Here is a 12,195-nt window from a genome sequence, read left to right on the forward strand (position 1 = left end):
GTTTTTTGTTGTTGTCCCTTTCTTAAACAACCAATTCCCCGGGGCGGCCTACGCGGGGGGGGGGGCGCCCCCGCCCCGGGGCCCCCACCCCTGCCCCGTCCGTCCGCTACTTGCGGCCGGCCTGCCACTTCATGCCCCACCCGTACTTGCGGTCGAGGTCGGACTGACTGCCGTCGATGTACTCCACCAGGCGGTTGACGGTGACTCCCTGACCGGTGTTCTCGATCATCGCGATGGCGCAGATGCGTGCCCCGTTGTTGGGGGAATCGAGGCGGACCTCGATCTGCGGTCCGGACGGCGGGGACAGCGTGACCACGCCGTCGACCGCGGCCCAGTTGGGCGCGCCCTGGTAGATCATCGCGAAGATCAGCACGCGCTTGAAGAGTTCGGGGCGTTCGAGGTTGATGTGCATGTTCTCGCCACCCGCCACCGAACCGGTGCGGTCGTCACCGTCGAGGTGGATGTACGGCGGCGTGTTCAGCGCTCCGAAGCTGTTGCCGAGAGCCTGGATGACACCCTTGGACCCGTCGGCAAGCTCGAAGAGGCAGCCGAGGTCGAGGTCGACACCGTTGCTCGCGCCGGTCAGCTTGGCGAGGAAGCCCTTCTTCTGCTCCCCGCGCGACCAGTCGAGGTTGACGCGCGTGACGCCCCGAGCGGACCCGCCCTTGGACAGGCTGACCGTCGGGGACTCTTTCGTGAGGTTGATCTTGCTGAGGTTGACGCCCGAATTCTGTTCAGGCTTCTTGCTGTAGTCGATGGCCACGATTACCTTTCGTCGGAACTGCGGTGTGCGGACTGCACTGGGGGTACGAAACAGCGAAGGGAGCCCTCTTCCCGAAATCCGGGTCGGAGGCTCCCTTCGCTGTCGAACTCACTGTCGGACTGCTCAGGCGGACACTATTTCGTCCGCGTCCGCCTTCTTGGCGTTGTTGCGATTGCGGTAGACGCTCGAAGCGAAGGCTGCGCCGATCAGGGCGATACCGACCAGGCCGGTGATCACCTCGGGAACGTGCGTGCCGATCGAGTACAGCAGGATCAACGCGAGTGCGCCGATCGCCCAGTGGGCGCCGTGCTCGAGATACACGTAATCGTTCAGCGTGCCCTTGCGGACGAGGTAGATGGTGATGGATCGGACGAACATCGCGCCGATGAAGCCCAGACCCAGGGCGATGATGATCGGGTCGGACGTGATCGCGAACGCCCCGATGACGCCGTCGAACGAGAACGAAGCGTCGAGGACCTCGAGGTAGAGGAACAGGAAGAACCCGGCCTTACCGGTGGCCTTGGCCAGTCCGCTCGGCCCACCGGTGGGTACTTCGTCTTCTTCCGGGACATGGAACATCTCGCCGAGACCGTTGACCGCGATGTAGGTGATCATGCCGAGCGCACCGGCGATCATCACCGTCGACACCTTGTCGTCGGGTGCGATGACGGTGGCAGTGATCAGCAGCAGTGCGGTGGCGACGACAACCTCGAGCTGGTCGAGCTTGCCTGCCTTCGCGAGCGGAACTTCGAGCCACTTCAGCCACTTGATCTCACGCTCTTCGAGCATGAAGTGCAGGAACAGCATCAGCAGGAACATGCCGCCGAACGCAGCGATCTGGGGGTGCGCGTCGGTGATCAGCGTCTCGTAGCTCGCGCTGCCGTCGGGGAAGTATGCGGCCCCGTCCGCCGGCGGATTGAGCGCAAGATCGAGTGCCGCGATCGGACCGAGCCCGGATGCCACCCACACGATGAGCAGCGGGAACACCAGACGCATGCCGAAGACGGCGATGAGGATGCCGACGGTGAGGAAGATCTTCTGCCAGAACTCGCTCATCCGGCGCAGGACGGTCGCGTTGATGACCGCGTTGTCGAACGAGAGCGAGACTTCGAGGATGCCGAGGATCACACAGAGGAACAGAGCCTGGGGGCCACCGTAGAGAAACGCCACCACAAGAGAGATGACGGTGACGGCCAGCGACGGGCCGAATATTCGCAGAACCACGAAGCGTGGCCTTTCTGAGTAGAAGTCAGGGGCGGTGCAGGGTGGTTACTGCAGGCTCCGGAGAGCGTCGATCCGGCCCCGGCACGGCCGGGACCGGATCACGACTGATCGAACTAGACGTTGACACCGTAATCGCGCGCAATGCCCGACAGGCCCGAGGCGTAGCCCTGGCCGATGGCCCGGAACTTCCACTCGGCACCGTTGCGGTACAGCTCACCGAAGACCATCGCGGTCTCGGTGGACGCATCCTCGGAGAGGTCGTAACGGGCCAGCTCGGAGCCGTTGGCGCGGTCGACGACGCGGATGTACGCGTTGCGAACCTGGCCGAACGACTGGCTGCGGGTCTCACCGTCGTAGATCGAGACGGGGAAGAAGATGGACTCGATGTTCGCCGGCACGGCGGACAGGTCGACGTTGATGACCTCGTCGTCGCCCTCGCCCTCACCCGTACGGTTGTCACCGAGGTGCTCGATCGAGCCGTCGGGCGACTTCATGTTGTTGAAGAACACGAAGTGCTGGTCCGAGACGACCTTCTTGTCGGCACCCGTAGCGATTGCGCTGGCGTCGAGGTCGAAGTCGGTACCGGTGGTGGTACGCACGTCCCAGCCGAGGCCGACGGCCACAGCCGTGAGGTTCGGCGCTTCCTTCGTGAGCGAAACGTTTCCACCCTTGGTCAAGCTGACGCCCATGCGGGGTCCTTTCGATCGTTCCTACGGTCGACGTACCGGAAGGGCACGCCCAGTGTGCGCGTGTACCCCCACAGTAATAGGTCCGTGTGAGGTGCGCCCCTACCCACTATGCCGACTACGGGCCGGGTCACCCCCTGAAAGCCGGGTCGCGCGGAGCGAGAATGTCGAGAAGACAGGCGTGGGTTGGCGGACCAGTACCATTCGGTCTTGTGGCGAGCCGATGGACGCGCCGCCTCTTCGGCGGCGGGCGCACCGATGATCCCGCGGCCCTCCGCGCCCATGACGCGATGGTGGCCGCGTTCCTCGACATGGACAAACGTCAGTCCGTTGCAGAGGCGAGCGTCGTCGCATCCCACGAGATCGCGCCGGAGCGAGGCCTTCTCCGCGTGTGGGAACCGATCCGGCAGAAGTGCTACCAGGCAGCCGAGGCGTATCTGCAACTCGCTCGCACCGAACCCGAGGAAGAGCTGGCCCCTGCCGCAGCCTACGAGCAGGTGATCCACCAGATTGCGGACGCCGCAAGAACTCTGGACGAGTTCTACGAGCGCTACCGCGGTCATCTCGAGCACGCGGTTACGGTCGCGCAGACCGCACCCCAGCTGGCCGCCCGGGTGAGCGCCGATGCCCGCGACGCCCTCGGAGCGCTGGACACACCCGCGAACAGCGCGTTCGCCGAGTACCCGTCCGTCCGCGCGACCACCGACGCGGTGCAACGCGCACTCCACACCCTCGATGCCGCGACCGGTGCGGGTGCGGTGCGTACCGCCGCCCACCAGGTGGAGGTAGCAACCGCGGCGTTTCGTGAAGCGCTCGCGGAGGCACCGGGACGGCAGGCCGAGGCACGCAACACCCTCGCCTCCGTCACCACCCGGCTCGGCGCAGTACGCACTCGGTCGGAAGGTCTCGCACCGGCCTACTCCGCCCTGCTGCGCGAATTCAACGCCGCCAGTTCGGCGGATCTGTCCGGCAACGAACAACAAGCCCTTCTTCTGCTCGAGCGCGCCGCCGAGGAACTCGACGTCGCCCGCGCGTCCCTCGCCGCAGGACGCCCCGAAGAAGCGCTCGCCCAGGCCGGTGTGGTGCGCGCGGAGCTTGCGCGGGCCGAAGAACTCGTCGATGCGGTGACCGACCGGCTCGCCACGCTGCGAGCCGTCAAGGAAAACCCGGAGTCGAAGGTCCGTGACGTGCGGTTCCGGCTGCGTGATGCACAACACCTCGCGGTACAGCGTGGACTCACAGCAGAATGGGGATCCGTCCTCGACGCCCAGCTGAATCGAATCGACCGGGCAGTCGATGCGCTGACCGGTGTACATCCCGACTACTGGGCGTACGTCAAAGACCTGGACGCGGTATCGACGTTCATCACCGGAGTGGTGAATCGAATGAGAGGACGGAACACGGACCGATGACCGGGGCTACTCACACCGAGGTGCGCGCGATGCGGCACTTCCGACATCTGGACCGGCCCACCTTGGACCGCCTGTTCCTGCACCACCCCCAACCTTTCGGTCACGCCGACGCCCGTGAGCGGCTCGCGATGGCGCTCGGGGCCACGTTGTACGTCCCCGCGACCCGGCACGACCTCACGGCCACCATCGTCCGGCGCTCCGCCGAAGGCGTGACCTCGATGGTGCTCGATCTCGAGGACGCCGTGGCCGACGACGAGGTCGAGGACGGACTCCGCAACGCCGTCGCGACCCTCGACGAACTCGCTCTCCGTGGCGAAGCGCCGATGATGTTGTTCGTTCGCGTCCGCACCCCCGACGGGATCGACCGGCTCACCGAGATGCTGGGTCCCGGAAGCAGCGTGCTCACCGGATTCGTGCTTCCCAAGTTCGGTGCCACTACCGGGGGCAACTTCCTCGACGCGGTCGCCGTCGCCTCCGAGCGGGTCGGGCGGAACCTCTACGCGATGCCCGTCATCGAATCGGCTGCTGTGGTGCACCGCGAAACCCGCGACGACGAACTGCGCGCGATCGCTCGGCTGCTCGCCGAACATCGCCACCGGATCCTCGCCGTCCGGATCGGCGCGACCGACATGTGTGCGACCTTCGGCATCCGCCGCGACCGCGACCTGACGATCTACGACGTGCGGGTCGTCGTCGACGTGATCGCCGACATCGTCAACCACCTCGGCCGCACCGACGGCACCGGGTTCGTCATCACCGGGCCGGTGTGGGAGTACTTCGCCGATCACGAACGCATGTTCCGGCCGATGCTGCGCGCTACCCCGTTCGAGGAGCAGGACGCGGTGGTGTTCCGCCAGCAACTCGTCAGCCGGGATCTCGACGGGCTCCTGCGGGAGATCGCACTCGACCGCGCGAACGGCATCCAGGGCAAGACGGTGATCCATCCCTCGCACGTCGCGGCGGTGCACGCGCTGTCGGCGGTCACGCACGAAGAGTTCCACGACGCCACGGACATCCTCGACCGCGACACCGGCGGAGTGAGCGCGTCCGGATACGGCAACAAGATGAACGAACGCCGTCCGCACCGCACCTGGGCGGAACAAACGTTGGTGCGCGCCTCCGTATTCGGGGTCACCAGCAAGGGTGTCACGTTCGTCGATCTGCTGACCGCGCTGGTGGACCGATGACCAACACTCTCCGAACATACTGGGCCACCGATGAATTCGGACTATCCCTCGAGCATCGAGGAACTTCGAGCGGCTACACCGTCCCGGAACTCGTCCAGCCCGGACTTCGCCGGAACCCGCGCCGGGCACATCTGCTGGTATCGACGGTGCTCGGCAAGCACATCCCCACCGACCCCGCCGCGGTGCTGGCGGCGGGCCGCGACCTCGGGCTCCTCGTCTCCGACCTGCTCGGCGACGACGCCTCGAATGCGCTCGTTCTGGGATTCGCAGAGACCGCAACGGGTTTGGGACACTGTGTCGCCGAGGCGGTGGGTGCCGGGTGCTACCTGCATTCGACACGTCGCCGCGTGCCGGGCGCGGTGGTGTTCGCCGGTTTCGAGGAGGGGCACTCCCACGCGACATCGCACCTGCTGCAGCCCACTTCGCCGGATCTCTTCGCCGACGCCGCGCCGCTCGTTCTCGTCGACGACGAAATCTCGACCGGTGCAACAGCTGTCGATGCCATCCGCGCGCTGCACCGGATTCATCCCCGTGACCGTTACATCGTCGCGTCGCTCGTGGACATGCGCGGCGAGGAGCACCGTCGCCAGACGGCGGCGGCGGAACTCGACCTCGGCGCGACGATCGAGCACGTGAGCCTCGCGGACGGTCACACCGTGCTGCCCACCGATCTCACCGACCGGGTCACCGCGCTACCGGCTCCCGACCTCAATCCTGTCGCTGCTCACCGCGGTACCGTTCGGTTCGTCTCTGTGCCCTGGCCGTCGGACGTCCCCGACGGAGGACGGCACGGCGTTCTGGGCAGCGACTTCGCGGCCTACGACTCCGCGGTCGCCGCGGCGGCAGCGACGGTCGAGTCCGTCCGGGAGAGTGATCGTCCGGCGATCGTCATCGGCCACGAAGAACTCATGTACCTGCCGCTGCGACTGGCACAGGCGCTCTCCGAGCGTGGCACCGCGACCAGATTCCAGACCACGACACGGTCGCCCGCGTACGTCCGGGATGTCCCGGGCTACCCACTGCGGCGCGGATTCTCTTTCGTCGCACCCGAACACATCCCGTCCGAACACGAAACCGAGGCGGCCCGGTACCTGTACAACGCCCGGTGGCCGGAACCCGCCGAAGTACGCCCCGAGTTGATCCTCGTGGTCGACTCTCCGGCCGATACCGAGCGCCTGCGCGCCGACGGCGGCGTGCTCGACGTAGTGAGCGCGGCCGGCGAGGACGTACTGGTGGCGGTTGTGCCGGCCACAGATCCGGCAGCACTGGCTGCTTCGAGGGAGACACGATGACCACGCCGTTGACCGGACCCGATTTCGGTTCGTACGCCCCGGACGAGGTGACCTGGCTGCTCAAGGATCTCTCGCACGTCGACCTCGAAGGCGACATCGCCGAGCGTGAGGCCCGCATCCAGGCGGGACTCGCGCACTACGCGGAGTCGTTGCCGGTCGAGTACCAGCCCGACGCCCCGTACCGGGAGTTGTTCGACAAGGCACTCGCGTCCACCGCGGGACGACTTGCCCACGCGGTGGGAACCCTGACCGAACTCCTGATCGCCGAACGCGGGACGAACCTCACTCTCGTGTCGCTGGCGCGCGCGGGAACGCCGGTCGGAATCCTGATCCGCCGCTGGGCGCAACAGCACCACGGCCTGTCGCTGCCGCACTACGCGGTCTCGATCGTGCGGGGACGCGGAATCGACTCCGCAGCACTCGATTACATCACCGAACACCACGACCCGGCCTCGGTCGTGTTCGTCGACGGCTGGACCGGCAAGGGCGCGATCGCGCGGGAGCTGGCGGCCGCGCTGGCCGAGTACTCCGCCGCCGGTGGCCCGGCGCTGTCGGACGACCTCGCCGTGCTCGCCGATCCCGGTTACTGCGTGCGTACCTACGGCACCCGCGACGACTTCCTCATCGCGTCGGCGTGCCTGAACTCGACGGTGTCGGGTCTGGTGTCGCGCACGGTACTGAACGACACCTGGATCGGTCCCGGCGAATTCCACGGTGCGAAGTTCTACGCCGAACTTGCCGGTGACGACGTCTCGAATCTCCTGCTCGATACGGTGTCCGCCGAATTCGGAGATCGCGAATCGGCAGCGGAGACCGCGCGAGCGCTGCTCGACTCCGATCGTGAACCTACCTGGGCGGGTTGGGAATCCGTGGAGCGTATCCGCGTGCGGTACGGCATCTCCAGTATCAACTTCGTCAAGCCCGGCGTCGGTGAGACCACCCGGGTCCTGCTGCGCCGCGTGCCGTGGAAGATCCTGGTACGCGACATCACCGCCGACGAGCACGCGCACATCCGGATGCTCGCCGCCGCCCGCGGCGTTCCCGTCGAAGAGATTCCCGACCTCGCGTATTCGTGTATGGGACTGATCAAGGACCTACCGTGACAGCAGCATTGATCGCCACCGACCTCGACCGCACCCTCATCTATTCGCGCGCGGCGATGACCGGCACGCAGTATTCGGCGGGAAATCTGCGGTGCATCGAGTACTACGAGGGCGCACCGCTGTCGTACGTCACCGAGACCGCCGCCAGGCAACTCGAAGACCTCACCTCCGCGCACACCGTGGTTCCCACCACCACCCGGACGCCAGAGCAGTTCCGTCGCATCGATCTGCCCGGTGGCCCATGGCGGTACGCCATCACCAGCAACGGCGGCGCACTGCTGGCCGACGGGGAACTCGACGATCAGTGGCGCCGGCACGTGGAGGTTGCGGTGCGTGAGGGAGGCGCCGGGCTCGACGAGGTCACCGCCGAACTGCGCCGCCGTATCTCCGAAAGCTGGGTGTCGAAGTTCCGGATCGCCGACGAGTTGTTCTGCTATCTGGTCGTCGACGTCGCCGCACAACCGGCCGGGTTCCTCGAGGATTGGCAGGCCTGGTGCCACAGCCGCGGATGGAACGTTTCGCAGCAGGGCCGCAAGATCTACACGATGCCCGACAGCGTCTGTAAGTCCCATGCCGTGGCCGAGGTGCACCGCAGGCTCGCCGAAGAGGGAGTGCTCGACGCGGACGCCCCGGTGTTCGCGGCCGGCGACGGTGCGCTCGACGCCGAGATGCTGATGGCCGCGGACGCTGCGATCCGGCCGCGCCACGGCGAACTCGAACTGCTCGAATGGCAGCATTCGAACCTCTCGGTGACCGAACACTCGGGGATCACGGCCGGTGAGGAGATCCTCTCCTGGTTCGCCCGGTCGGCCCGGGCCGAAGGCGCTTCGTAGAGTAGGACTGCATGCGACCGCCAACCCCGGTCGCCGACACAGTGAGGACACATCTCTTGCCGACTTCGCTCTCCAAGGGTCAGAACGGACCGCTCAACGTCTCCGACGTCGTCGTTTCGCTCGAGCTCACGACACCCGCCGACCTGTCGGCGCTGCTGGTCAAGGCCGACGGAAAGGTGCGGTCCGACGCCGATTTCGTGTTCTTCAACCAGCCGTCCGGACCGGGAGTGCGTCTCGTTCCCGGGCAGGCCGGACAGAACTCCTCACTGGCCGTCTCGCTGCCGCAGGTTCCCGCCGATATCGATCAGGTGCGCGCGGTGATCACCCTCGACGATGCGAGCAGCAGTTTCGGCCGGTTCGCACCGCCGACGGCCCGGGTTTCGGATGCTGCGGGCAACGTTCTGTTCGAGTACCGCATCGAAGGGCTCTCCAGCGAGTCCATCGTCATCGCACTCGAGCTGTACCGGCGCCAGGGTGCGTGGAAGGTACGTGCGGTCGGTCAGGGCTACGCGGGCGGATTCGCGGCGCTCGTCACCGATCACGGCGTGTCCGTCGACGACGCTCCGGCCCCGCCACAGCAGCAGTACACCCCGCCACCCCCGCCGCAGCAGCAGTACACCCCGCCGCCCCCGCCGCAGTCCACGCCGCCGCCGGCGGCGGCACCCGCGCAGCCTGCCGAGGTGAGCCTGACGAAGAACCGGCCCGTAAGCCTCGTCAAGGGCCAGAAGGTCACGCTCCGCAAGGACGGCGGCGTCGCGCTGACGTACCTGCGCATGGGTCTCGGCTGGGATCCGGTCGAGAAGCGCGGGTTGTTCGGCAACCGGTCCGCGAGCATCGATCTGGACGCCTCCGCGGTTCTGTTCGCCGACCACAACATCGTGGACGTGGCGTACTACGGGCAGTTGCAGTCGAAGGACGGGTCGATCCAGCACCAGGGCGACAACCTGACCGGTGAAGGAGAGGGCGACGACGAGGTCGTGCTCGTCGACCTCACGCGCATCCCGCCGCACATCAACACCGTGATGTTCGTGGTCACGTCGTACAAGGGCCACACCTTCGAGCAGGTCCAGAACGCGTTCTGCCGACTCGTCGACGGCACGACCAACGCCGAACTCGCCAGGTACACCCTCCAGGGTGGTATGCCGTTCACGGGCATGGTGATGGCAAAGGTGTACCGCGAGGGCAACTCCTGGAAGTTGCAGGCCATCGGCGAGGGTATCCAGGCCAAGCACCCGGGTGAGGCCGCACCCCAGCTCGGTCGCTTCCTGGCCACGTAACGGATGTCGCATGCATTCTCGGCGGGGCAGAATGCCCCGCTGACGGTCCGCACGGTCCGGTTCGCAGCGTCCGCGCAGGTCGCGCCGGATGTGTGTGCGTTCGTGGTGGACGATCGGTTGCGGGTGACTTCGTCGGACGACGTCGTGTTCTACAACCAGCCGTCCACAGCCGGTGTCCGGCTCGAGGGTGACACGATCGTCGTCGAGCCGGAGGCCCTCCGTCCGGGCGCACGAGTGGTCTGCGCGGTGGGCACCGATCACCCCACCTCGGTGTCCACGTCGCTGTCCGACGTCGACGGGACCCTCATCGCCTCGTTCCGCATCGAACCGGCGACCGGCACGGAATCTGCGCTGTTGTGCTGGGAGATTTACTGCCGCAACGGCGAATGGAAGATCCGCGCGCTCGGGGCCGGCTATGCGGGCGGGCTCGCAGAGATGCTCGCGGCACACGGCGTCGTCGTCGATGACGAGCCCGTGGCCGCCGCAGCGGTCGCGGCACCGGTGTCGACCGGGACCGAGTTGCCTCCGTCGTGCGAACTGGTGTGGCGAATCCTCGAGGATGCCTCCCGGTCGGCCGCCGCGTACGTCGCTGCGCACGAGTACGCGCAGCACCGACTCGACGACGAACTGTCCGCAGCAGTCGCGGATCCGTCCTCGCGCACCGGTGCGGCAGCAGAAAGTGCTCGTGCACAAGCACACCGGCGCTGCGAGGAACTCACCGCCGCAGCGGAGGCCCGGTATCACGACGACAGCGCCGTGCTCACCGCGGAACTGGCTACGGTCGATACCGTTCTGCCCCCTTCGCTCGCCTCATGGAACTCGGGCGCATGGCACGGCACGATGGTTCCGGGAGACGGTGTGAGGGTGGGCGAGTTGTCGGCGCCCGATCGTGGCCCGCTGCGAGTGCCCCTCTGCGTACCGCTGCCGCTGGGCAGGCCGTTGTGGATCGACGGCGAGGCCGACGTTGCCGGCGCCGTCGCATCGTCGCTGGCCGTGCGACTGCTCTCCGCGCGTCCCGGATCCCGGCTCGACATCATCGACCCGTCGGGATCGTTGCTCGGTTTGAGTGAGCTTGCGCGGCCGATGCTGGCCGGCCCTCCGATCCACGACGTCACCGGGGTAACGCCGAAGTTGAAGGGCCTCGCCGAAGCCGCCGACCTCACCGGCCTCGCGCTGAGGGCGGGTACCGACACCTCCGGTCCCGAGCCCCGCGTAATCGTGCTCGCCGGTCTCCCGCACGGCTTCGACGGCAGCGATCTGGTGAACATCGTGCATCTCGCGAGAATGGGTTCGGCTCAGAATATTTCGATCGTGATAACCGGCGCGGACGACGGGACCGTCGACAATCCTGCGTACGACGTGCTGCACGACGTATCGCAGCATCTCCCGGCCGCCGAAGACGGCCGTTTTTCGGACCCGTGGACGAACACCGACTGGAGGTTCACGGCAGACACCGCCCCCGGGGACACCGAGCTTCTGCGGCGGGTGGTCGCGTCGCTCGAGGTCGGCTGCCCCTGACTCAGGGCTTCGTCACTGCGCGACGATGCCCGCGACCGGGATACGCGCGTCGACGGCCTGACGGAAGTTGATCATCGCCCTCCGCAGATGGTCCCGGTTGGTGACGAGCACCGCGCCGGTAGCCCCCCGCCTGAGCAGGACGTCGTTGGTGAAGCGCGCGTTCTCCACGGTGGAGTTGGATGCACCTTCTTCGATGATCCGGCCCGGATGGATTCCGCGTGCCACCAGCCAATCCCGCATTGCACGAGCCTCTGTGACACCGTTGCGTGGCACCCCGCCGGTGACGACGACGGGTGCCGCCGGATAGCGGTGTGCGACTACGAGCGCGGCACCGAGTCGCTCCTCGAGAACGGGCCGGATCTTGCCGTCATCGGTCAGCCCCGCGCCGAGGACGACGAGGTGGGTGCGGACCGGATCGAAATCGAGCATCAGTGGAGCACGCGTCGTCAGTTGTTCCAATCCGGTGCAGGCGATGATCAGTTCGTCGATAACTCCCTGGCAGAGGGGTGTGACGGACAGGATTCCGTTCACGACGGTGTCGACGGCGGGAACGGCGCTCGCCTGCCCCGTCGAGATTCCCAGCGCCGTCGTCGCGGTGATCGCCACTGTCAGCGCTGTCCGGCGCGCAAATGTCATTCGTACCCCTCGAACGTTATCGGATCGGGCTGTGCCGCAGTCTGCCACGATGTCCCGTCACCCGGGGAGGTCCACGATCTGCTGTGGAACCTCCCTCGGCCGCACGACTGGAGATAGTGAACATCGACAAAAGAGAGGACAGGCAGGTCACTGCGTTCTCGGACGTCCAATGGGGCCTCCGCCGCCCCCGAAATGCGGCTTCCGGCCTTCGCCTGTCCATAGGTTTCCCCTATGGCGTGGTGCGGCTGTGGCTTCTTGTGGTCG

11 protein-coding genes are annotated in these 12,195 nt (G+C 66.8%); 7 read left to right on the plus strand and 4 right to left on the minus strand.

Going from position 1 to position 12,195, the window contains the following annotated elements; all coding sequences use genetic code 11:
• Window positions 1-106: 106 nt before the first annotated feature.
• The 3 genes from ACFWBU_RS00005 to ACFWBU_RS00015 form a co-directional block, all read right to left on the minus strand.
• On the minus strand, window positions 107-763 hold the full coding sequence (locus ACFWBU_RS00005; RefSeq protein ID WP_169623013.1) for a tellurium resistance protein: 657 nt from the start codon (window positions 761-763) through the stop codon (window positions 107-109).
• Window positions 764-886: 123 nt separating this feature from the next.
• Entirely contained in the window at window positions 887-1,987 is a 1,101-nt protein-coding gene (locus ACFWBU_RS00010) for a DUF475 domain-containing protein (RefSeq protein ID WP_169623014.1), read from the minus strand.
• A gap of 113 nt (window positions 1,988-2,100) precedes the next feature.
• The gene (locus tag ACFWBU_RS00015) at window positions 2,101-2,676 is read right to left on the minus strand and encodes a TerD family protein (protein ID WP_378527078.1); all 576 of its coding nucleotides are present in this window, start codon (window positions 2,674-2,676) and stop codon (window positions 2,101-2,103) included.
• A gap of 287 nt (window positions 2,677-2,963) precedes the next feature.
• Here ACFWBU_RS00015 and ACFWBU_RS00020 point away from each other — a divergent pair, with 287 nt between their 5' ends.
• From ACFWBU_RS00020 to ACFWBU_RS00050, 7 genes are read left to right on the plus strand one after another with little or no spacing between them, the layout of a single operon-like run.
• Window positions 2,964-4,085 carry a hypothetical protein gene (locus ACFWBU_RS00020; protein ID WP_378527238.1) on the plus strand — a complete coding sequence of 374 codons (1,122 nt, stop codon included), beginning with the start codon at window positions 2,964-2,966 and terminating at the stop codon, window positions 4,083-4,085.
• A 29-nt stretch (window positions 4,086-4,114) separates the two neighbouring features.
• On the plus strand, window positions 4,115-5,272 hold the full coding sequence (locus ACFWBU_RS00025; protein WP_378527239.1) for an HpcH/HpaI aldolase/citrate lyase family protein: 1,158 nt from the start codon (window positions 4,115-4,117) through the stop codon (window positions 5,270-5,272).
• Entirely contained in the window at window positions 5,269-6,564 is a 1,296-nt protein-coding gene (locus ACFWBU_RS00030; RefSeq protein ID WP_378527079.1) for a phosphoribosyltransferase family protein, read from the plus strand. The genes ACFWBU_RS00025 and ACFWBU_RS00030 overlap by 4 nt, the downstream gene beginning before the upstream one ends.
• Window positions 6,561-7,667, plus strand: coding sequence for a cysteine protease StiP family protein (locus tag ACFWBU_RS00035; protein ID WP_378527080.1), 1,107 nt, complete (start codon window positions 6,561-6,563; stop codon window positions 7,665-7,667). Before ACFWBU_RS00030 ends, ACFWBU_RS00035 begins: the two co-directional genes overlap by 4 nt.
• A gap of 56 nt (window positions 7,668-7,723) precedes the next feature.
• On the plus strand, window positions 7,724-8,500 hold the full coding sequence (locus tag ACFWBU_RS00040) for an HAD family hydrolase (protein ID WP_378527240.1): 777 nt from the start codon (window positions 7,724-7,726) through the stop codon (window positions 8,498-8,500).
• Window positions 8,501-8,556: 56 nt separating this feature from the next.
• Window positions 8,557-9,777 carry a TerD family protein gene (locus ACFWBU_RS00045; RefSeq protein ID WP_378527081.1) on the plus strand — a complete coding sequence of 407 codons (1,221 nt, stop codon included), beginning with the start codon at window positions 8,557-8,559 and terminating at the stop codon, window positions 9,775-9,777.
• A gap of 3 nt (window positions 9,778-9,780) precedes the next feature.
• The gene (locus ACFWBU_RS00050; protein WP_378527082.1) at window positions 9,781-11,295 is read left to right on the plus strand and encodes a TerD family protein; all 1,515 of its coding nucleotides are present in this window, start codon (window positions 9,781-9,783) and stop codon (window positions 11,293-11,295) included.
• 12 nt (window positions 11,296-11,307) lie between these two features.
• Here the strand turns inward: ACFWBU_RS00050 and ACFWBU_RS00055 are convergent, their stop codons facing one another.
• Window positions 11,308-11,931, minus strand: coding sequence for a YdcF family protein (locus tag ACFWBU_RS00055; protein WP_378527084.1), 624 nt, complete (start codon window positions 11,929-11,931; stop codon window positions 11,308-11,310).
• Window positions 11,932-12,195 lie beyond the last annotated feature (264 nt).

The sequence above is a fragment of the Rhodococcus sp. NPDC060084 genome, from assembly GCF_042730335.1.
Taxonomy (GTDB): domain Bacteria; phylum Actinomycetota; class Actinomycetes; order Mycobacteriales; family Mycobacteriaceae; genus Rhodococcus.